Source organism: Lysobacter sp. DMC104 (assembly GCF_056313665.1).
In genome coordinates this window covers 248,346-272,191 of the sequence record NZ_JBQUZW010000004.1, presented here as the reverse complement: position 1 = coordinate 272,191, position 23,846 = coordinate 248,346, and the positions used below count along the sequence as shown (strand labels likewise).

4 protein-coding genes are annotated in these 23,846 nt (G+C 70.6%); all 4 read right to left on the bottom strand.

The features are described 5' to 3' along the window. Window positions 1-87 precede the first annotated feature (87 nt). The 4 genes from ACT53R_RS07980 to ACT53R_RS07965 all read right to left on the bottom strand — a co-directional run bounded on the left by ACT53R_RS07980 (window position 88) and on the right by ACT53R_RS07965 (window position 23,744). A complete protein-coding gene (locus ACT53R_RS07980) occupies window positions 88-9,588 on the bottom strand; it encodes a beta-ketoacyl synthase N-terminal-like domain-containing protein (protein WP_476171318.1) in 9,501 nt (3,166 codons plus the stop codon). Window positions 9,589-9,641: 53 nt separating this feature from the next. After that, a complete protein-coding gene (locus ACT53R_RS07975) occupies window positions 9,642-10,901 on the bottom strand; it encodes a hypothetical protein (protein WP_476171317.1) in 1,260 nt (419 codons plus the stop codon). A gap of 142 nt (window positions 10,902-11,043) precedes the next feature. Beyond that, a complete protein-coding gene (locus ACT53R_RS07970) occupies window positions 11,044-11,697 on the bottom strand; it encodes a DUF2306 domain-containing protein (RefSeq protein WP_476171316.1) in 654 nt (217 codons plus the stop codon). Between the two features lie 95 nt (window positions 11,698-11,792). Continuing rightward, window positions 11,793-23,744 carry an SDR family NAD(P)-dependent oxidoreductase gene (locus ACT53R_RS07965; RefSeq protein ID WP_476171315.1) on the bottom strand — a complete coding sequence of 3,984 codons (11,952 nt, stop codon included), beginning with the start codon at window positions 23,742-23,744 and terminating at the stop codon, window positions 11,793-11,795. Between the last annotated feature and the right edge of the window lie 102 nt (window positions 23,745-23,846).

Genomic DNA, 23,846 nt, shown 5'->3' with positions numbered 1-23,846 from the left:
ACGGAATCCGGTTGAAACGCGGTGCCGGCAAGGGCACGCGCGCTTCAGGCCGGCAACGGGGCTAACGGCCGATGCGCGATGGCAACGTCATTGCATTTCGGCCAGGGCGATGCGCGGACGGCCACCACCCGGCGACGCGGCCGGCGCCGGGGCGACCGGCGAAGGCGCCACGCGCGGGGCATGCATCGCGGTCGGCGCCAATGCGAGACGGTCGTGGGTCACGCCCGCCAGCCGCAGCACGACGTCGCCGGCGTCGTCGCACACGTCGATGTCGACGACGGTCGCACCGGTCGGCATGGTCGACTCCGGCGCCACGCGCACCCACGCCCACTGCCAGGCCGACGCCGGGCGCTCGACGCCGTCGTGGCAGGAGGCCAGCGCATCGGGCATCGCGCAGTCGCGGAGCGCCGCGGCTTCGGGGCGGGTGAGCCACGCCGCCGCGCGCAACACCGCATCGATGCGGTCGGTGCGCGCGAGCGTGGTCGCGCCGCCCGCCTGCGGACGCAGTTGCACCAGCAGTTCGCGATCGCCGCGCAGCACGGTGTCGATGCGGCTTTCATCGTCCGCACGCGCGACCACCGCCGTCCGCGCACGCAGCGCGGCAAGGTCGATGTGCGGCATCGGGCGACCGGGCGCGAAGTGCGCCTGGCCCTGGCAGTGGACCTGCTCGTCCGCACCTCCGTGATCGGCACGAGCGCGGCTGTGGATCTCGAAGGCCCAGTGCTCGCCACCCTGCCGGAACAGGGTGATGAGGACGTCGCGCTGCGCCGACGGCAGCAGCGGCATGCCCCAGACCAGTCCGTCCAGCACCGGCTTGCCGGCACCGCCGGTCGCCGCGATCAGGGCGCTCCTCGCGATCTCGAGGTAGGCCGCCGCCGGCACCGGACCGGTGTCGCCGGCGCGGAGCGAGACGAACGCGGCCAGGTCGACGCGTTGCGCTGCGTCGTCGTCGCCGGTCGCCGGTGCGGACACCGGCGCCTGCGCCTGCGACACGGGCGCAGGCGCAACCGGGGCCACGGTCGGCGGATCGACCCAGTAACGCTTGGTGGCGAACGGGTACGTCGGCAGCGCCATGCGCGGCGGCATCGCGCCGAGATTGAGCATCGGCCACGTCAGCGGCTCGCCGCGGACCCAGGCGCGGGCCAGTTCGGCGACACCGTCGGCGGAATGCCCCAGCGGACGCGCGGCGGTCGACGTGCGCGGCAGGCCGTCCTCGTCGCGCAGCACCTTGCCGACGCACCAGCTGCCGTCGCCGGCGTCGCCGTCGAGGAACACCTTCAGCGCGGACGTCACCTCGTCCACCGACCGCGCGACGACGACGAAGCGTTCGTCGAGCGCTTCTCGGCCTTCCAGCAGCGTGAAGGCCATCGACGCCGGATCGATCGCGCCGTGGCGGCTTTCGGTCGCGATGAAATCGAGCAGGTCGCGGGCGCGGCGACGCAACTGGTCGGGGGTCCGCGCCGACAGCACGAAGGGCAACGGTCCGGCGGTCTTCGCGGGCGCGGTGGTCTTCCGCGGCAGGTATTCCTCGATCACGAGGTGCGCATTGGTGCCGCTGAAGCCGAACGAACTCACCGCGGCCCGGCGCGGCACGCTGTCCGGGCTCTGCCAGGGCTGCGTGGTCTTCGAGACGTAGAACGGGGAGTCGCCGAGATCGAACAGCGTGTTCTCCCTGGTCACGTTCAGGCTGGGCACCAGCGTGCGATGGCGCATGCACAGCAGCACCTTGTGCACGCTCGCCACGCCGGCCGCGCCGGAGGCATGGCCGATGTTGCTCTTGACCGAGCCCAGCGCGCAGAAGTGCTGCTTCTGCGTCTGTTCGCGGAACACGGTGGACAGCGCTTCCAGCTCGATCGGATCGCCGAGCTTGGTACCGGTGCCGTGGGTCTCGACGTAGCTGATGCTTTCCGGATGGATGCCGTTCGCGGCGTACAGCCCGCGCTCCAGTTCGATCTGGCTGTTGACGCTGGGCGCGGTGATGCCGTTGGTCTTGCCGTCCTGGTTGATGCCGGAGGCGATGATCACGCCGTGGATCACGTCGCCGTCGCGCTCGGCGTCCTCCAGGCGCTTCAGCACGACGGCGCCGACGCCCTCGCCCGGCACGAAGCCGTTGGCGCGGTCGTCGAAAGTGCGGCACTGCCCGTCGGGCGAAAGCATGCCGGCCTTGCACATGCCCATGTACGTGTCCGGGTGCAGGTAGATGCTCACGCCGCCGGCGAGCGCCATGTCCGTTTCGTGCGAGGCCAGGCCCTGGCAGGCCAGGTGCATCGCCACCAGAGAGGCCGAACAGGCGGTGTCGATCGCGATCGCCGGCCCCTTGAGGTTGAGGAAGTACGCGATGCGCGCCGCGCCGATCGCCGGATTGGTGCCGGTGATGTCGACCGAGTGCGACACCAGCGACGAGTACTCGATGCCGATGATGCCGACGTAGACGCCGCACTTGCTGTTGCTCAGCGACTGGCGCGCGTAGCCGGCGTGCTCGAACGCGCGGTAGCCCTCTTCCAGGAACATGCGGTGCTGCGGATCCATGTTCTTGGCTTCCGCGGGCGAAATGCGGAAGAACAGCGGATCGAACGCCTCGATGTCGTCGAGCATGCCGATCCACTTGCAGTAGATGCTGCCTTCCTTGCGCGGATCCGGGTCGTAGTACTTCGCGACGTCCCAGCGTGACGGCGGCACTTCGGTGATCGAATTGCGACCCTCGGCGAGGTTGCTCCAGAACTGGGCGAGGTTGCCGGCCTGCGGGTAGCGGCCCGACATGCCGATGATCGCGATGCGGCCCGAACTGCGCGGCATCAGCTGCGCGGGGGCGGTGGTGGCCGTCTCCGCCGCGACCGCCCTGGCGGCAGCGCGACGCGCGAGGCGGCGACGGGCCGCCAGCCGCACGACGTTCGAGACGACCGGCCCGGACGCGACCGCAGGCGCGGACACCACGACCGCTGCGGGCGCGGGTGCCACGACAGGCGGTGCGAGCTTCGCCAGTTCGCCTTCGAGGTAGCCCGCGAGTTCTTCGAGGTTCGGATAGTCGTACAGACGCGCCGCGGCGAGCTTGATGCCGTAGGCCTTGTTCAGGCAGTTGATCCACTCCACGCCGACGATCGAATCCAGCCCCAGCTCGATGAACGGCTTGTCGGACGCGATGTCGCCCGGCTGGAGGTAGAGCGCGTTGGCGAGGCTGTCGCGCAACTGACGCAACAGTTCGCTGCGGGTGAGGCGCGGCGCGGCGGGCGCGGCGACCGGCGTCGCGACGGGAGCCGGCGCAGGCGCGGCCATCGCGACCGGTGCGGGCGCGGGTGCCGGCGTCGCGGCAGGCGGCGCGAGCTTGGCGAGTTCGCCTTCGAGGTAGCCCGCGAGTTCTTCGAGGTTCGGATAGTCGTACAGGCGCGCCGCGGCGAGCTTGATGCCGTAGGCCTTGTTCAGGCCGTTGATCCACTCCACGCCGACGATCGAATCCAGCCCCAGTTCGATGAACGGCTTGTCGGACGCGATGTCGCCCGGCTGGAGGTACAGCGCATTGGCGAGGCTGTCGCGCAGCTGGCGCAGCAGTTCGCCGCGGGTGAGGCGCGGCGCGGCGGGCGCGACGACCGGCGTCGCGACGGGGGCCGGAGCAGGCGCGGCCACCGCAGCCGGTGCGGGCACAGGCGCCGCGGCAGGCGGTGCGAGCTTCGCCAGTTCGCCTTCGAGGTAGCCCGCGAGTTCTTCCAAGTTCGGATAGTCGTACAGGCGCGCCGCGGCCAGCTTGATGCCGTAGGCCTTGTTCAGACCGTTGATCCACTCCACGCCGACGATCGAATCCAGCCCCAGTTCGATGAACGGCTTGTCGGACGCGATGTCGCCCGGCTGGAGGTACAGCGCGTTGGCGAGGCTGTCGCGCAACTGGCGCAGCAGTTCCCCGCGGGTGAGGCGCGGCGCGGCAGGCGCCACGGCCAGCGTCGGCGCGGCAGCGACCGGCGCGGCGACGGTCGTCGTCGCCGGCACCACCACGTCCAGCGTCGCACCTTCGACGGCGGACACCATCTGCAGGCCGCTCCAGCGCGCGCAGGTCCGTCCCTGCGCGTCCTGCAGCGTGACCGACACGCCGGGCTGACCCTCGGCATCGGTCGTCCAGTCGACCCACGCGGTCATGCGGCCGCGGCACGGTGCAGACACCGAGAGCGATGCCAGCGCGCCCGGCTCGAAGCCACGGCCTGCGGTCGTCGGGCCCACGCCTGCTTCCGCCGCGGCACGCAGCACGGTGTCGATCAGCCATGGATGCAGCACGACGTCGCTCTTCGCGAGTCCGGCCTCGGGCAGTTCGATCGCGACCTGGTGGCCCGACGGTGCGAGCAGCAGCTCGGTGTCGATGTCGGCGACGGCCTGCGCGTTGCCCTGCGCATGCACGCGATCCTCGCCGCCTGCCTGGCTGTACAGCTCGAACGCGACACGGTCGTCGGCATCGGCCGCCAGCGCGAGCAGCAGCGGCGCGGCGCCCTCGCCCGCCACGTAGGGTTCGCCCCAGGCGATGTCGGTGAGGCGCCAGCCGGCGACGGATTCGCCGTCCCATGCCAGCGACAGCGCCGCACGTGCCATTTCGAGGCAGGCGGCCGCCGGCAACGCGGCATTCACGGTGCCGTCGATCGGCGCGAGGAATGGCTCGTTGCCACGGAATTCGGAGGCGTAGCGCGTCTGCCGCAGCGTCGACGCATTGCGATGCAGCAGCGGATGCAGGCGGGCCGTCGCCGGTGCCGCGTCGTCCCGGACGTTCGCGGCGATCCAGTAGCGCTGCCGCGCGAACGGATAGCCCGGCAGCCCGACGCGCTGCGGTCGTGCGTCGCCGTACAGGCGCGTCCAGTCGACGCCCAGCCCCTGCGTCCACAGTTCGAGCAGGCGCGAAAGCTTGCCCTGCTTCAGCAGGCGCTCGACCACGACGTCGCGCATGTCGGCGTCGCCGTGCAGGAAGCCCATGGCCTGGCGATGGTCGCGCTGGCGACCGCGGAAGACACCGGCGACCTTGGCGTCGCCTGCCCCGGCGCAGCGGCGCAGCAGATCGGCGAGTTCGTCGACGGAGCCGGCCATGACGCCGAGACGCTCTTCCATCGCCTCGCGACCAAGCTGGAGCGTGAAGGCGATCTGCGCCAGCGACAATCCGGCGCCGCGGCGCGAAGCGAGATGGGCGGACAGCTGCCGCACCTGTTCGTCGAGCTGCTCGGGCGTGCGGGCCGACAGCACGATCGGCAGTTTGCCGTGGCGACGCAGCAGTTCGGCCTCGGCCGCCGCGGTGTCGGCCGCCTTGCCGGCGTACTCGGAAATGACGATGTGCGCGTTGGTACCGCCGAAACCGAAACCGCTGACCGCGGCCTGGCGCAGGCCGCCCTTGGGCGCGACCCAGTCGCGCAGGCGATCGTTCACGTAGAACGGCGAATTGCGCAGGTCGATGTGTTCGTTGAGCTGCGCGTAGTTCAGCGTGGGCACCAGCTTGCGGTGCTGCAGCGAGAGCACGACCTTGATGACGCTGGCCACGCCCGCGGCGGTGAAGCAGTGGCCGACGTTGCTCTTCACCGAGCCCAGGGCGCAGGTGTTCGCGGCGTGGCCCGGGCCGAAGGCGCGCTTCAGCGCTTCGACTTCGATCGGATCGCCCAGCTTGGTGCCGGTCCCGTGCGCCTCGATCAGCTGGATGCCGGCCGGATCGATGCCGAAGCGCGCGTGCACGTCCTGCTGGAGGCGCGTCTGCGCATCGGGGTTCGGCGCGGTGATGCCGTTGGTCTTGCCGTCCTGGTTGATGCCCCAGCCACGGACCACGCCGAGGATGGTGTCGCCGTCGCGCTCGGCGTCGGCGAGACGCTTCAGCAGCACCGCACCCACCGCCTCGCCCGGGACGAAGCCGTTCGCGCGCTGGTCGAAGGTGAAGCAACGGCCGTCGGGCGACAGCATGCCCGTCTGCGCCATCTTCACCAGCAGGTGCGGCGTGGCGATCACGCACACGCCGCCCACGATCGCGGCGTCGCAGGTGTCGTTGACGAGGTTGTCGCAGGCGGTCGCCAGCGCGACCAGCGACGAGGAGCACGCCGTTTCCACCGACAGGCACGGCCCCTGCAGGTTGAGGAAGTACGAGGCCCGCGCGGCGAGGATGGACGTGTCGTTGCCGGTGAATCCCAGCGCGCTGTTCTGCAGGTCGCTGGACAGCAGGTGGTAGTCGCCCGGGCCGCAGCCCACGAACACGCCGCAGCGGGTGCCCGACAGCGCGCGCGGGTTGTAGCCGGCATGTTCGATCGCGTGCCAGCACGTCTGCAGGAACAGACGCTGCTGCGGATCCATGCTGATCGCTTCCTTCGGCGAGATGTCGAAGAACAGCGGATCGAAGCGGTCGTAGTCCTCCAGGCAGCCCATCCACTTGGCGTTGGCCTTGCCCGGCGCGGGATCGCCCGGCTGGTAGTACGCCGTCATGTCCCAGCGTTCCGTCGGGATTTCCTGCACGCAGAGGCGGCCTTCGGCGAGGTTGGTCCAGTACGCCTCCAGCGAGCGCGCCTGCGGGAACTGGCCGGCCATGCCGACGATCGCGATCTCGTGCGCATGCGCCGGACGCGCGTTCGCGACCGCGTCGGCCTCCCCGACCGATGCGTCGCGCCACGACGCGAGCTGGCCGCGCGCTTCGAGCAGGCGCCCCCAGGCGTTCGCATCGGCGGAAGCGGGTTCGACGGCAGGCGCGGACGCCACGGAGGCGGGCGCAGGCGCGACAGGCGCGGACGCCACGGACACGGCAGCGGTGGCAGCACGGGCCGGCAGCAGTTCCTGCACGTGGCCGGTCATCGCCGCCAGCGTCGGATGGCTGTACACGCGCGTGGCCGGCACGTCGATGCCGAAGCGGGTGTTGATCTTGCGCACCCAGGTCACGCCGGTGATCGAATCCAGCCCGAGGTCGACGAACGGCACGGCCTCGCCGATCTCCTGTTCCTGCACGTGCAGTTCCTGCGCGAGCAGCGTCCTGAGGACGCCCATGAGGTCGTCACGCGTGATGGCCTCGCGGGTGAGGTCGTCGCGTGAAGACGACGGCGCGACGACCGCACCGGCAGACGCAGCCACGGGTGTCGCAGCCTCGGCAATCACGGCGGGGGCGACGGCCCGGGCCGGCAGCAGTTCCTGCACGTGGTCGGTCATCGCCGCCAGCGTCGGATGGCTGTACACGCGCGTGGCCGGCAGGTCGATGCCGAAGCGGGTGTTGATCTTCCGCACCCAGGTCACGCCGGTGATCGAATCGAGCCCGAGGTCGACGAACGGGACGGCCTCGCCGATCTCCTGTTCCTGCACGTGCAGTTCCTGCGCGAGCAGCGTCCTGAGGAGGCCCATGAGGTCGTCGCGCGAAGACGGCGCGGCGGTCGTGTCGGAAGCGGAAGCGTGCGTCATGTCGTGCTCGTTCGTGGATGGCGACGCCTCGACCGGCGAGACGTCGACGTCTGGACCAAAATGCGCGTGGATGCGTTCGAGCGCCGCGGATTGCCCGACGAAGCTCTGCGCGTGCATCGCGACTTCCTGCTCGAACACGGCGTCGATCCGTGCCAGCAGGGATGCGTTCAGGGCGGCTTTCAAGGCCGCGAGCATCGCCCGCGGATGGCGCGCCAGCCGTTGCGCGAGCGCCAGCGCGTGGGCATCGATGCCGGCGCGCGGCACCACCGCGAGCGCGCGATTGCGTGCGTGCAGATCGCTGCCGGCGTACTCGCGGGCAGTCGCGAGCGCTTCGTTGCCGAGATCGGAACCCAGCGCATCCGGCACGATCAGGGTCGCGCCGCCGCCGGGCGTGAAGCCGTAGCGCAGGTAGGGGTTGAGATACTGGCTTTCCGCCGCGAACAGCGGGAAGTCCGCGAACAGCCCGAGCGTCATGCCGCCGCCGACCGCATGTCCCTGCATGCAGGAGACCACCGGCACCGGGCAACGCAGCGCGGCGAGGAAGACCGGGGCGTCGGTGAAGCTGGCCTTGCCGGACTGGATCGCCTGCAGCGACTCGCGCGTCCCGCCCGTGGAGAAGTAGCGGTCGTAGCCGGCGAGGACCACGACGCGGCAGGCAGGATTCGCCGCGACCTGCGCGAAGACCGCGTCGAGGCCCTGCACGATGCCCGGCGAGAAAAGATTGCGCGCCTCGCGATCGCACATCCGCACGGTGACGATGCCGTCGGCGTCGAGCGTGGCCTGCACGACGGGCGACGCGATCGCCAGATCGCCCGGTGTCGCAGGCACATCTTCGGCGCCGGCTGCGGCAGCGTCGGCATCCACGGCGGTCGCCGCAAGCCGGCGCGCATCGACGACCAGGCCGGCGGGCGATGCGGCCCACGCCGCGGCAAGCGCCTGCGACTGCGCGTCGACATCCGCATCGGACACCACGTCGAGCGTGGGAAACCGTTGGGCGAGCTCGGTGCCGCTCCACGTGCCGCCGGCGAGGACGATGTCGCGAGCAGCGGCGCGCCCGAGCCTGGCGTCAACGCAGGACGCGGCCAGCGCAAGCCAGCCGGCATCGGCAAGATCGCGCGTGTCGAGCACCATCGAAGCCGCCTGCACGCACGTGTCGACGCACAGTCCTGCCAGCCATCCGCGCAGGCCGGCCGCCGACGGCAGCGCCATCACGATCGGCAGCGGCGACTGCGCCGCGAGCGCACGCAGCCGATGCGTTGCGGCCAGCGCGGAGTCGCCCGACGGCAGCACATCGGCGTGCGCGCTGCTCAGCACCAGTGCGCGCGCGCCGTGCGGTGCATTGCGCAGCGTGGCAAGCAACGTTTCCAGCACCGCAACGGCGGCCAGCGCATCGTCGGCGGCCTCGCTGATGCGGACGCGCAGGACGCCCGGCGCGATGCGGTCGAGGAAGAGGTGGTCGCCGACCTCGGGCAGTGCCTCTCCGGCACCGGCATCGATGGCATCGACGACGTGCGCATGTGCGCCGATGGCATGGATGCAGGTCTCCAGCGGCACGGACAGCCGCGCACGCGCGTGGCGGAGCAGCAGGCCCTGCGCGTTGCCCGCGTTTTCGAGCAGCGCACGCGCCAGCGCGAACGCGCGATCGGAGACGACGGCGGCGTCCTCGACCGGGCAGGTCCAGCCCCGGGCTGCGCGGGCCTCGCCGGTGGCGAGCGGCAGGCGGTACAGCAGGTCGCGGGCGACGACCGCACCGAAGCGCGCGGCGAACAGGTCGGCCTCGGCGCTCGTGGCGGCAAGTCCGCCCTGCAGCGAAACGAAGCCATAGTCGGCGTCACGGGCACAGACGAGGTGATCGCAGAGCGCTGCGAACAGGAAACCGGCACCGGTGGCCTTGCCGCGTGCGGCCGCGATGACGGGCACCGGCATGGCCTGCAGGGCGGCGAAGAGACCCGTCACCATCGCCGCATCGAGATCGTTGCGGTCGCCATGCAGGAACACGTCGTCGCGACCTTCGACGACCAGCACGCGCAGCGCCGGATCCGCCGCCAGCGTCGACAGCGCGTCCGTCAACGCAGCCGCCAGCGGCCGCGCCAGGCGTTGGCCGCCCACGGCATCTTCGACGCGCAGGACGAAGAGACCTTCGCCCCGGTCGATCACGCGCACGGCCGCCGTCCCTGTCTCGCAGCTGTCCTCGCGGCTCGCATCCATTCGCATCCTGTCCACTCCACTCCGTATCGCTGGGGATCAACGTTCGCCGACGGTCATTCCGGGGTCGAGTCGGCGGTTTCGCTCTCGCGGTAGGCCTCGGCCGGCTTGACCGTGGCGTACTTGTCGTAGAGCGCGAGGTACTGCCGGTAGCGCGGGTTGTCCCACTCGAAGCCGTTGAGCTGCTCGTCCAGCGCCGCCGATTCGCGCTGTTCCGGGGTCAACATCTTGGCGCGCTTCTGCAGGTCCTCCGGCACGCCCGGCTGGTCGAACTTCAGCCCGAGGCCGTAGGGTTCGAGCATGCCGAAGTGATGCGAGGAGTGCTGGTTGATCAACTGGATGCTCTTGGGCACGTGCGGGTAAACGCCGGGGATGTACTGGTGCCCGTCGATGTCGACCTTGACGTCGAGGCTGTGGATCAGGAAGTCCACCACCGGGTTGTAGAAGATGCCCGGGCCGCCCATCGTGTGGCGCAGCACGCCTTCCAGCACGCCGTTGCCCGACACGCCGATCACGCCGCTGGGGATCGCATCGTGGTGCGGGCCATGCAGGTAGAGGAACTCGAACTCGGAGTGGTGCGCGAGCCAGTGGTCGCGGTAGAACCACTGGTTCACCACGCGCAGGAAGCGCGAGTGGATGAACATGCCCAGCGGCACGGTCAGCGGCACGAACAGCACCGAGTACTGGAAGTGCGTGATCGCGAAGTACCACGGCGCCAGCAGCATGATGTGGGTCAGCAGCCCGGTGAAGTACGCATGGATCAATTCGATCGCGATGCTGGGCTGGCGGCGCAGCGCGGCCTTCCACGCGGTTTCCATCAGGAACGCCTTGACGTGCGCGCCGGCGCGCAGGTGGGCGATCAGGATCGCGGTGCGGTAGACGGTCAGCACCGCCAGGTGGGTGTAGAACAGGCCGAGCGCGATCTTGCGCATCAGTTCGGTGTGGTGCGGCCAGTCCGGGGTCATCCAGATCGCGACGTTCTCGATCGCGATCAGGGCCGCGGCGACGAAGTACGTCAACCGCATGTTCTGGACCTTGTACACGAACATGTACAGCACGTCCTGCGGGCGCTGCAGCACCGTCGGCAGGCGCAGCTTCACGCCGTGGCGCAGGGTGAACGCACCCATCATCCACACGTTGAGCGCGGCGACGACGTACGTCATCGGATGCGTCGGACCGAACACGAACGCGGCGATGCCCACGACCAGCACGGACATGATCACGTAATCGAGGAAATCGTCGCTCCGATACACCAGACGGGAGACCTTCTTCCCGTATAGCGCGTGGTATTTCTCCGGAGTAGCTGGCTTGACCATTGCTTCCTTCCTGTTGAATGACTGACTCGCGGCGCGTCAGCGCCCCCCTTCGGCTACGACTTCGCGGCGGCACCGCCCCGGCGCCCTGCCGGGATCGGACACGATCCGGTACGCGATCCGGATCGCGCGGCCGCCTCCCCGCTCACGCAGCCGCCACCTGTACTGTCTTCCGGCGCCCCTGCCGGGAAATCCACCACTCCGCGAGCATCAGGTTGATCGCCCACCCTGCCCCCAGCAGGAGTGCACGGGCCATCTCCCCGGGGAGCGAGACGATCAGCACCCACGGAATGAACACGACGACCTGCGTGCCTGCGCCCATGCCGATCGCATAGCCGCGGATCATCCAGGCCCGATGCTTCATGAATTCGCGCTTCCGGGCGCGATACAGCCCCATCAGCAGCGACACCACCATCAGCCCGCCGAACACCAGGCGGAGACCGTCCAGCAAGTCGCTGTCGCCCTTCACCCTCGGGAAGAAGCAGGTCATCCACAGCCCCGACAACCCCGCCGCCATGCCGCTGAGGAACAGCATCCACCCCGCGCGCCGGTGCCAGACCGGATGCTTCCGGCGGAACCCGTCGAGGAACTGCCCGATGCCGACCAGCCCGAAGAGGCTCGACCCGACGATGTGCATGTAGGTCGACGCCGGCGATGCCACGTACCGCGCGTTCTCGGGCGTCGGCATGTCCAGGCCGGACAGGCGGGCAATGCCGGCGGCCATCGGCACGGCGTTCAACAACAGCAGGACGGAAATCAGAACGGTGTCGCTACGTTTCTTCGTTGGTGAAGGGCTCATCATGAGCATCCGAAGTCCATGTTGTGATCGGTCCACGCAGCGATGCGCGGGTGCCCCGTCCGGCGCCCCTTCGCCGGAGGGATGTCAGGTTTTTTTCAAGGATCGAGCGACAGCACGACGCGCGGCGGCCTGGCGACGGCAGCTTCGCCGACGCCCACCGCATCCGGCGAGGCCAGCATCACCTTCCGCCCGCCCGCCGGTGTCGGCGACGGCTCCGCGTCGGCCGGCGCGAGGGTGATCGTCGGCGCTTTCCGCGTCGACGCTTCCTGCACCACCGGCGCCTCGACGTGCTCCGGCATCGCCAGGCGGACGGTACCCGCTGCCCTGGCCGCGTCGGCCTTCCCCACCGACGCTGCCTGCACCGGCACCACGGGTGCCGGCGAGTGGACGATCGCCGCGGCCGGCACCGTGGGTGCCTCCGCAGTCAATGCCTGCACCGGCGCCTGCGTCGCATCGTCCAGTTCGATCGTGCCATGGTTCAGACCGCGCAACTGCACGCAGATCCGGCCATCGGCATCGCACAGGTCGATGTCGAGCCCCTGCATCGCACCGGCCGGCGCGCGCCGCACCCACGCATGAACGCGCGCGGGGCAATCGCGGAACGATTGCATCGACGCCAGACGCCACGGCAGCGACGGCGGCAGCGCCACGGGCAAGAGCAGCGACGCGGCCTGCATGGCGCCGTCCAGCAGCACCGGGTGCAGTCCCGGCATCGCATCACCGGCGGGCAGGCACAACTCGGCCAGCACTTCGCTCGCGCTGCTGCGGACATCGACCAGGCTGCGATACGCCGGGCCATACGACAGGCCGGCTTCGCCACGCGCACGATAGAACGCATCCGCATCCCACCGGGCGGCGGGGAGCCGTGCGCTCACGGCTCCAAGGTCGATGCGCGGCGGCGCGGTGTCGCCCCGCAGCGGTCTGGCGAGGCCCTGGCAGAGCACGGCGCCCTGCCCGTCCTTCGACGGCCGGCCGATTTCGTAGCCGATCGCGCCGTTCGCGCGCGGCAAAAGCGCCACGCGGAGCGTCAACGCCGCGTCGAAGACATCCGGCGCGGCCCAGGTCGTTTCGACCAGTTCGAATGCCGCCGTCGCGGACGCATCACCGTGCACGGCATCGGCGATGGCAGCCCGCACCATGCCCAGATGCACCGCGGCGGGTACGGTCAGGCCATGGAAGCGACCCGCATCGAGACGATGCGCGGTGACCAGCGTATCCGAGGCATCGAACGACGCCTCGTAGGCGGCGCCGGCCAACGACGACGCGTTGCGATGCAGCAGAGGATGCAGGCGCGCGGGCTTCGCCGGCGCCGCAGCGGCCGGCGAGACGGGCGCCACCTGCACGCGCGCCACCGGCTGCCAGTAGGCATCCTGCGCGAACGGATAACCCGGCAGGCGCATGCGCTCGGGGGCGCCGTCCGCCTGCGTGCGCGTCCAGTCGACGACCTGCCCCGACACCCAGGCGCGCGCGATCGACGTCGCGTCGCCGTCGACGGGCACATCGGCCGGCACCGCGACGTCACGACCCGCGCGACCGCGATGCAGGCCATCGCCCGTTTCCCCCGCAGCGGCGCGGCGCAGGGCCACGACCAGCGCATCGATCGAATCGGCGACGATGGCCAGGCGCTCGTCGCGTTCCTCGCGTCCCGTCTGCGCGGTATGCGCCAGCGACGCCAGCGACACCACTTCGCCACGCTGCACGGCACGTTCGAGGAAGGCGAGCAGGTCGCGCGCCTTCTGCACGAGCTGGTCCGCCGTGCGCGCCGACAGCGGGACCACGACCGGACCAGGGCCCGTGCCGGCCGCGGCAGGACGACGCGCCGGCGACGGCACGTATTCCTGCACGATCAGGTGCGCGTTCGCGCCACCGGCGCCGAAGGACGAGATGCCCGCCATGCGCGGAACTTCGCGGACCTGGCCATCGATCTCGCGGCGCAGGCGTGTCCACGGCTGCAGCGTGCGCTGCAGGCGGAACGGCGTCTGCGCGAAGTCGATCTCCGGATTCACCTCGTCTGCATTGAGGCTCGGCACCAGTTGCCCATGCCGCAACTGCAGCAGCACCTTGGTCAGCGCGGCGATGCCCGCGGCGGACTCGCAATGGCCGAAGTTCGACTTCAGCGAACCGATCGCGCAGAAGCCGCGTTCCATCGTGTCCGCTTCGAAGGCACGGCGCAGACCGGCGACTTCGATCGGATCGCCCAGCGACGTGCCGGTGCCGTGCGCCTCGATGCAGCTGATGTCGGCCGCGGAGACGCGCGCCCGGCGCAGGGCCTCGGACACCACGGCGGCCTGGGCCACCGGGTTCGGCACCGTGTAGCCGTGCGTGCGGCCGCCGGCATTGATCGCGCTGGCCTTGATGACGCCGTGGATCAGGTCGCCGTCGCGTTCGGCCTGGGCCAGCGGCTTCAGCACCACCGCGCCCACGCCCTCGGCATCGATGAAACCGTCGGCACCGGCGCCGAACGCACGGCAACGATCGCCGTGCGACAGCATGCCGACCGCGGTGAGTTCCCGGTAATGGCCGGCATCGATGATCAGGTTCACGCCGCCGGCGATCGCGCAGTCGCTCTGGCCGCCGTAGAGGCTTTCCAGCGCGAAGTGGATCGCGGTGAGCGACGACGAGCACGCCGTGTCGACGGCGACCGACGGCCCCTGGAAGTCGAGCGCGAACGACACGCGGTTGGCGATCGAGTAATGCAGCGGCTGCGCGGTGTAGCGGGCATTCATCACGCCCACGAACACGCCGACCTTCTCCGGTCGCGCCAGCGCGTCGGGCCGGTAACCGGCATCCTCGATCGCGTGATAGACGGCCTGCAGGAACAGGCGCTCCTGCGGATCGATGGCCTTGGCGTCCTTCGGCGAAATGCGGAAGAACAGCGGATCGAACTGGTCGATGCGATCGAGGAAACCACCCCAGCGGGTGTAGATCGCACCCGGCGCATCGGCATCGTCGCTGTCGAAGTCGCGCCAGTTCCAGCGGTCCGCCGGCACTTCGCTGACGCAATGGCGACCCTGCGCGAGGTTGTCCCAGAAGGTCTCCATGTCGTTCGCCATCGGATAGCGGCCGCTCAGGCCGATGATGGCCACGTCGAACGGCGCGACGTCGGAAGGCAGGCGGGCTTCCGCCGCAGGTGCGGCGTCGATCGCCACCGGCGCGATGGCCGCCGAAGCCGTCGGCGACGACAGGCGCAGCGCACGCGATGGCGTCGGGACCGTCGTCGTCGCCGCGGCGGGCACGACGCCCTGTGCGGCCGCGTCGTCGCCGAACAGGCGCTGCGCCTGCTCCGGATAACTGCGCAGCAGCGTGTCGGCGAGGTCGTTGAGGTTGCGCGCCTCGAAGAACAGCGTGCTGCCGATCGCCGGGAACGCCTTGCGCAACTGGCCGGTCAGGCCGATCACGAGGATCGAATCCAGTCCGTAGTCGGCGAGCGGCTGGGTCAGGCCGACGCGCGATTCATCGAGCTTGAGCACGCCCGCCACTGCCCGCTTGAGGTACGCGGTGCAGCGGTCGTGCAGCGACGCCCCACCGGTCTGCGCCGTGGCGACCGGGCGCGGGGCAGCAGGCGCGACGGGCGCGGTCGTCTGCCCGGCCGTGTCGCCGCCGAACAGGCGCTTGGCCTGCTCCGGATAGCTGCGCAGCAGCGTGTCGGCGAGTTCGTTGAGGTTGCGCGCCTCGAAGAACAGCGTGCTGCCGATCGCCGGGAACGCCTTGCGCAACTGGCCGGTCAGGCCGATCACGAGGATCGAATCCAGCCCGTAATCGGCGAGCGGCTGGGTCAGGCCGACGCGCGATTCATCGAGCTTGAGCACGCCGGCCACGGCACGCTTGAGATACGCGGTGCAGCGGTCGTGAAGCGAGGCTTCACCGGGTTGCACCGCCATGGGCGCCGCCACCGCTGCGACTCGGGGCTGCGGTGCCGTCGCGGCGACGGGGGCCGCGGCAGGCGCGGTCACCGGCGTGGACGACACCCGCTGGCGCCAGAAGCCGTCGCTCGCGGCGGTGACGACGAGCTGGCCGAAGGCATGCGCTTCCGGCACCACCAGCGAGACGTCGTCGAAGCCTTCGCGCGCCAGCAGGCGGCGCCAGGTGTCGATCGCCAGCCCCGGGCTGCCCGGTTCGCGCAGCGCTTCATCCTCGTACAGCCACCAGCCTTCGAGCAGGCCGAAGATGAGGTGTCGCGCGAGCGACCAGCCGGTCATCTCGTTGATCAGCACGATGCCGCCCGGTCGCAGCACGGCCTTGGCGTGGCGCAAGGTGCGCCGGATGTCCGGCGTCGCGTGCAGCACGTTGGTGGCGATGACCACGTCGTAGCGACCGGCCTCGATGCCCTGCTCCGAAGGCGCGCGCGAGACGTCGAAGATCTTCGGGTTCAGCGCGGGACACAGCGCGCGGAACTGGGTTTCGGCGTGGATCAGGAACGCCTTGGACAGATCGGTGTAGCAGTATTCGGCCACGCGTTCGCCGAACGGCGCGAGCCGCGGCAGCAGGTTGCGCGTGGTGCCGCCGGTACCGGCGCCGATCTCGAGGATGCGGATCTTCGCGTCGGCAGGCAGCGCGCGCAGCCAGGCGACGAGCATCTCGCCGACGGCATCGTTGCAGAAATCGGCCAGCGCATGTCCCTGGTACACGCCCTGCACATGCTCCATCGACGCGTTCGGGAAGATCACGTCGGTCGCGGCACGCTTGCCGGAGAGGATCTCCGGCAGTGCGCGCAGGCAGGATTCCAGCAGCAGGACCTGGGCGCGACGGCGCGGATTCTCCAGCCAGGCCTCGCGGCGGGCATCCCATGCGGCCCACAGGGCATCCCAGGTGCGCACCGCCCCGGCGTGCGTGCGCGCGATGCCGAGACTGGTCTCCAGCCAGCGCGCATGCGCGGGATGCACGCGCGCGACCGCCTGTTCGAAGGTGTCGCTGCCCGTGATGCCGAGCCCGGCGAGCGCCGAGACCAGCAGCTCGGTCGACAGCGCGTCGACCTCGTCGCCCGGAAGGTCGTGGCGCAGCGCGGCTTCGCTCGGCACGGCGAGCGCGGCGCGTGCGGCGTCGACGGCGTTCGGCAGCCCGGACGCCGCGAGACGCGGACGACCGCCGACGCGCTCGGGCTGCACGAAGGCCGACAACGCCTGCGGCTGCAGCGTCTTGAGCACCGCCATCTGCGACAGCCCGGGGGTGTCGACCAGCGTCTGCAGCGCCGCCATCGCTTCCGGCGCCTCGATCGAGCCGATGCCCATCTGGCGCATGCGTTCCTGGTGGAAGGGATCGGCGACCACGCCCACCCCGCCCCAGTAGCCCCAGTTCATGATCTTCACCGGATACGGACGGCGCTGCGCCAGCGCCAGCGCGAAACCATCGGCGAACGTGCTGCCGGCGGAGTAGTTCGCCTGCCCGGCGCCGGTGGTGAACGAGATCATCGACGAGAAGAACAGGACGAAGTCCAGGTCCTGCGCGCCGAAGACGTCGTCGAGATGGATCGCGACCGCCATCTTCGCTGCGACCGCACGCTCCAGCTCCGCGGCATCCATCTGCGCGAGGCTCTGGTCGCGCAGGTCGATCGCCGAATGCACGACGCCATGGATGGCGGGATGCGTGACCCGGATGCGCTCCGCGGCCCTGCGCAGGGCGTCGGGATCGGTCGCATCGGCCGAGATGTATTCCGGCGCGTGGCCGTGGCGGCCGAGCGCGGCGATCTTCGCCGCGATTTCGTCGTTCAGCGGACGCCGGCCGATCCAGATGATGCGCGCGTCGTAACGCTCGATCATCTCGCGGCTCCAGGCCTCGCCGATGCCACCGGCACCGCCCACCACGACGTAGGTGCCGCCCTCGCGATATCCCGCGGGCGCGGCCGGCATCGCCGTCAGCGTGGCGAGCCCGCGACGGAACCACTCGCCATCGCGATGCACCAGCGCCGTCGCCGGCGTTTCGCCGGCAAGACCGACGCAATCGCGCGCGGTGAGCGCGTCGAGCGAGGCGACATCGATCAGACGGATGTCCCACTCGGGGTATTCGCGGCTCAGGCTGCCGACGAAGCCGGCGATGCCCGCCTGCTGCGGCGCGACCCGATCGCCCGGGAACGCGGCCTGCGTCTGCCGGGTGACGAAGGTCCAGCGCGGCACGCGATGCAGGTGCAGCGCGGCCTTCACCAGCCCGAACACCTCCTGCAGGCTCGCCAGCGCGGCAGCGGCGTCGACCGTGTTCGACGGTTCGGCGTCGAAGGCATCCGGCGCGACCCACAGCACGTGGTCGACGTCGCTGCGCAGGCGTTCGGCCAGCACGGCGCGCGCATCGGCGGACGCGACGTCGAGCGCGATCGCCTCCGGGAACGTCCGTCGCACCCAGGCCACTGCCGCGGCATTGCCGACGACCGCCAGGCGCTGCGGCGCCGGCAGTTCGCCCCGCGCCGGCTCGACGCGGTTCCACACCGGCACCAGCGCATGCGTCTGCGCGCGTGCCGTGGCCGCGCCGCCCGCCGCACGCGCCGAGAACCCGCGCATCTGCACGCAGGGACGCCCGTGCGCATCGAGCACATCGATGTCGAACACCAGCGTCGCGCCGGGCGTGTCGCCACCGGAAGCCAGGCGCACCCACGCCGCCATCTCGGCGTCGCACGGCGCCAGCACGCGCAGCTCGTCCAGCGCGAACGGCAGCAGCGGCGTGCCGGCGATGTCCGATCCGGCGCCGAGGGCCGATGCGGCCAGGCAACCGCAGGCTTGCAGGGCGCTGTCCATCAGACTCGGATGCAGCACGTAGGCCGGATCGGCCGGCGATACGGCGTCGGGCAGGCGCAGGCGCGCCAGCACTTCGCCCGCACCGACGGCCACGCGCTGCACGCCGCGGTGCGACGGGCCGAACTTCACGCCGGCACTGTCGAACAGCCGGTAGATCGCATCCCCGTCCATCGCGGCACGGTCCATCCGCGCTTCGAGGCGGACGAGATCGACGAGCGTTTCGGCGGCGACCTGCACGAAGGCGGCCTCGCCCTGGCAATGCAGCAGGCGCGCGTCGAGATCGACGCATGCCTCGCCCTGTGCGGGCATGTCGCTGCTGGCGATCGCGAACGCGATGCGGTCGGACTCGGCCTGCGGTTCCAGCACGATCTCCACCGGACGCGGCGCGGCCACCACCAGCGGCTGCGCCCACACGGTATTGCGCAGCTCCAGCACGCGGCCGACGTCGTCGCCGGGCAGCGCACGCGCCATCGCGGCGCGGACCATTTCGAGGTACGCGACGCCGGGCAGGATGCGTTCGCCCCCCACCACGTGGTCGCGCAGCCACGGCTCCGAGCCGTCGAGCACGCTGGCGTAGGCCTGGCGATGGAAGTCGGAGACGTTGCGATGCAGCAGCGGATGCAGCACGCCCGCCGACGCGCCGGCGCGCGGAGCGGCCAGCACGCGGGTGTCGACCCACAGGCGATCGCGGGCGAACGGATAGGTCGGCAGCGCCAGGCGCACCGGACGATCGGCGCCGTACATGCCGTGCCAGTCGATGTCGAGGCCGCGCGACCACATCTCGGCCAGGCGATCGAGCTTGCGGCGCGCGGTCCAGCGCTGCACGGTCTCGCGGAAATCGTCGTCGCGCGTGAACACGCGCATCGCGTCGCGGTGTGCGGCGACCTGCCCGACATGGACGTGCTCGCCGGCGCTGCGGCCATCGACGAACGCCTGCAGCACGTCGACCAGTTCGTCGAGCGAACGCACGAGGCAGCAGAAACGCTCCTCCATCGGCTCGCGGCCGACCTGCAGCGTGTAGGCCAGCGCCTCGAGATCCGGCGGCGTCGCTGCGTCGCGGATGAAGGCGACCAGATCGCGGGCGCGCTGCGCCAGCTGCGCGGCGGTCTTCGCCGACAACGGCACCAGCACCGGTTCCGTGCGCTTCGCCGGCTGCGGCACCGGCACGCGGCCGTGGTACTCCTGCACCAGCACGTGGGCGTTGGCGCCCGAGGCACCGAACGACGACACGCCGGCGATGCGCGGACGACCGCCGGCATGCCACGGTTCCAGCTGCGTGTTGACCACGAACGGACTGCGCGCCCAGTCGATGTTCGGATTGAGCGTGTCGGCATGCAGCAAGCTGGGCGCCAGCTGGCCGTGGCGCATCTGCAGCAGCACCTTGGTGAGCCCGGCGATGCCGGACGCGGATTCGAGATGGCCGATGTTCGACTTCACCGCACCGATGCGGCAGCGGTAGTCGTCACCCGGCGGGATGTCGAAAGCCTGCTGCAGGCCGGTGATCTCGATGGGATCGCCCAGCTCGGTGCCGGTGCCGTGGGTCTCGATGTAGCTGATCGCGCGCGGGTCGATGCCCGCGGCCTGGATCGCGCCGCGGATCAATGCGGCCTGCGCGTTGGGATTGGGCACGGTGTAGCCGTGCGTGCGCCCGCCGTGGTTGACCTGCGTGGCGAGGATGACGCCATGGATCGGATCGCCGTCGCGCTCGGCATCGGAGAGGCGCTTGAGCAGCACGGCGCCCACGCCCTCGCCCGGCACGTAGCCATCGCCGCCTGCACCGAAACTGCGGCAGCGACCGTCGCTCGACAGCATGTTGTGCGAGCACAGCCAGGTGTAGGTGATCGGATGCAGGTAGAGGTTCACGCCGCCGGCGAACGCCAGCGTGCATTCATCGCGCAGGAGGTGCTCGCAGGCCTCGTGGATCGCGGTCAGCGACGACGAGCACATGGTGTCGACCGGCATGCTCGGGCCGGAGATGTCGAGGTAATACGACACCCGGTTCGCGGCCGAACTGAACGAGGTGTAGGGCAGGAACGGTTCGCCGTCGCGGGTCGGATGCATCGCGTACAGCTGGTAACCCGCCTTGGTGATGCCGGCGAACACGCCGACACGCCCGCCGAAGCGGGTCTTGAGGTCTTCGCGGGTATAGCCGGCGGATTCCAGCGTGCGCCAGCATTCCTGCAGGAACAGCCGCTCCTGCGGATCGAGGTTCATCGCCTCGCGGGGCGAGATGTTGAAGAACAGCGAGTCGAATTCGGCGAAGTGGTCGAGGAATCCGCCCCAGCGGCTGTAGCTCTTGCCCTGTTCGATCGCGCGTTCGGGCTCGGGCTCGAAGAAGCCGTCGAGCGACCAGCGCTCCGCCGGGATCTCGCCGATGCAGTCACGGCCCGCGCAGAGGTTGCGCCAGTAGGCGTCGAGATCGGGGGCCTTCGGGTACATGCCGCTGACACCGACGATCGCGATCGGCTCGCGATCGGCGCGCGGTGCGGCCACCGGCTTCGCGGCGGCGACGCTCGCCACCGGCGCCTGCATCGCGACCGGGACCAGCGGGATGGTAACCGTCGGCTGCTCGGCCAAGGCATCGGCGGGATCGGCCGTGCCCGGCGACGACGTCCATGCGCGGCACGCGTCGCTCTGCCGCGACAGCAGGTGTTCGGACAGCGCGGCGAGCGTGCGGAACTCGAAGAACACCGTCTTCGACAGGCCCGGGAACACGTCGGTGAGCGACGCGTTGAGCTTGTTGACGATGATCGAGTCGAGGCCGTAGTTCTCCATCGGATCGAACGGGTCGATCTGGTCGGCGCTGCGTTCCGTGGCCTCGGCGAACAGGCGCACCAGCTGGCGCTGGGTGGCCTCGCGCAGCGCGCCCGCGGCGGCGGGATCAAGCACGCGCGTCGGCCGATGGCGGACCGGATGCAGCGACTGCGCCAGCCACGCCTGCATGCGTTCGGCATTGCCTTCCAGCACGAGGCACTGGTCGGCGCTCGACGCCAGGCTGTCGAACAGCGCGTCGAGTCCGGTCGCGGTGCGCAACGGCACCAGGCCGGTGGTGCGGAGGATGGATTCCTCCTTCTCGGCCTGGATGCGCATGCCGCCGTCCTGCCAGAGCGGCCAGTCGATGGCGAGCGTGCGCCCGTGCGCCTGGCCGGCGGCGACGCGGCGATTGCGCGCCAGCGCGAACCAGTCCTGGAAGCCGTTCGCGGCGGCGTAGTCGGCCTGGCCGGCATTGCCGAACACGCCGGCGAACGACGCGAACAGGACGAAGAAATCGAGCGCCTGGCTGCGCGTAGCCTCGTCGAGGTTGATCGTGCCGAGCACCTTCGGCGCCATCACGTCGCGGACGTCGTCCAGGGTCTTGCCGGAGATGCGCCCGTCGCGGAGCACGCCGGCCGCATGCACGATGCCGTGCAGGTGCCCGTGCACGCGGACGATCTCGGCGACCAGCCCCCACACCGCGCGCGAATCGGCGATGTCGACGGAGCGGTATTCGATCGCGGCGCCCGGCCGCGTGGCGGCCAGCGTCTGCAGGGACTCGAACTGCGCCTGCGCCTCGCCGGCCAGCGCACGGCGGCCGATGAGCACGACCTTGACGCCCTGCCCGCGACGCAGCAGGTCCGCGGCCACCAGCACGCCGAGGCCGCCCATGCCGCCGGTCACGCAATACACGCCGCCCTTGCGCAGCACCGGCTGGGGATTCGGTGTCGCGGCGTCGGACTGCCAGTGACGGCGCTGGCGCCGCCCGTCGCAGTAGCGCACGACCTCGATGTTGCCGTGGCGGGTCTCGTCGGCCAACTGGCGTGCGAGCGCGGGCACCGTGTCGGCGTTCGAGAAGATCAGTTGGCCGATGCAGTCGGTGTATTCCTCCGCGGCGGTGCGCAGCAGGCCGGCAAGACCGCCGACCACCCACGCTTCCATCTCGTCTTCGACCAGCACCTGGATCAGCACCCAGCCGTCGCGGCGGTCGGCGCAGGATTCGCGCACGGCCTCGAGCGCGGCCTGGACCATGTCAACGTAGGCGCGCCCGTCGTCGGCGACGGGCGTCGGCAGCCGCCGGCATTCGGCGCCGGGCAGCGCCTGTTCCAGCGCTTCGTGGTCGATCTGGGCGAAACCGCACACCAGCACCACATGGCGGGCCGGCACGTCGCTGGACGCCGCAGCAGCGCCCGCTTCGAGCGGATGCGATTCCCACACCGGGACCAGGCGCAGCGTCGTGGGCCGCGTGACGTCGGATTCGGCGGTTGCCGGCACCGCCGGCGTCGACACCGACGGCGCGACGTCCGCATCGGCCACGAACCAGTGCCGCACCGGCGCGAACGGATAGGTCGGCAATCCGATGCGGCGCGGACGACGGACATCGGCCGCGTACAGGGATTTCCAGTCGACGTCGCCGCCACCGGTCCAGGTCGCGGCCAGCGCCGCCGTGCCGGTGGACGGAGCTGGCTCTCCGGAAGCCGCTGCAAACGTTTCGGTGGACCACGTGCCGGGCAGCACGGGCGTGCCCGCCAGCCACTGCTGCAGGCGTTCGCGCAGGTCGTCCTTGTCGACGACTTCGAGCGCGAGGCGCTGCTTCATCGCGGTGCGACCGATCTGCCAGGTGTAGATCGCGTCGCGGAAGGCGTCTTCGGGCAGCCCGCGATCGAGCCAGCCCAGCACCTTTTCGGCATAGGCGCGCAGGCGTTCGACGTTGGCGGCGGACAGCACGAACAGATGCGGGCCGGCGGCGGCAACGGGCTGGTCGGCGTGCGTGCAGTCGATCAGCAGACCGGTGCCCTGGTGGCTGGCGGTCTTCGCGCGATAGCCGACCATGCGACGCAGGATGCGCACGCCCTGCGTGCCTTCCAGTCCGAGCATCCTGCCGAGATCGGCGTGCAGCGCTGCATCCTCCGGCGCGTCGTCGCCCGGCAGCGCGAGTCCCTCGCAGGCAGCGACGGCGACGATGCGCTCGACGCCCGGCGCGGCGCGATACGCGGCCAGCGCCTGTTCGAGCAGCGCATGGCGGACCGACGGCGCTGCGGCCGGATCGACCGCCCACGCGAGGATCAGCACGACCGCCCCGCCGGCATCGTGCAGCGATGCCAGCGCACGCGTCTGCGCGCCATCGAGCGCATCCAGCCCGGCCACGCGCTGGCTGAAGATCGCCGCAACGATCCCGCCCTCGCCTTCGAGCACCCATTGCCCCTCGGCGTGCTCCTTCAGGCAACGGCGGATCTCGGCCTGGCTGAGACGACCGTTCTCGTCGGCGACCTTGGCCAACGCGAACATCGCGGACACATCGTCCGGGCGAGCCTGTCTGAAGCGGTGGTGGCGCTCGATGGGAGCGGTCATGCGCACATCCTTGTGGACTGGATCCAGGTCACCCGACAGCCCGGCATCGACGCCGGAACGAACGGAAGACCGGAAGCGGAAGCGAAATCAGGAATGAAGGGC

What these genes read in the sequence shown, in the direction of transcription:
- ACT53R_RS07970 (WP_476171316.1), bottom strand. Translation starts at nt 11,697, where the DNA reads ATGAGCCCTTCACCAACGAAGAAACGTAGCGACACCGTTCTGATTTCC.
- ACT53R_RS07980 (WP_476171318.1), bottom strand. Translation starts at nt 9,588, where the DNA reads ATGGATGCGAGCCGCGAGGACAGCTGCGAGACAGGGACGGCGGCCGTG.
- ACT53R_RS07975 (WP_476171317.1), bottom strand. Translation starts at nt 10,901, where the DNA reads ATGGTCAAGCCAGCTACTCCGGAGAAATACCACGCGCTATACGGGAAG.
- ACT53R_RS07965 (WP_476171315.1), bottom strand. Translation starts at nt 23,744, where the DNA reads ATGACCGCTCCCATCGAGCGCCACCACCGCTTCAGACAGGCTCGCCCG.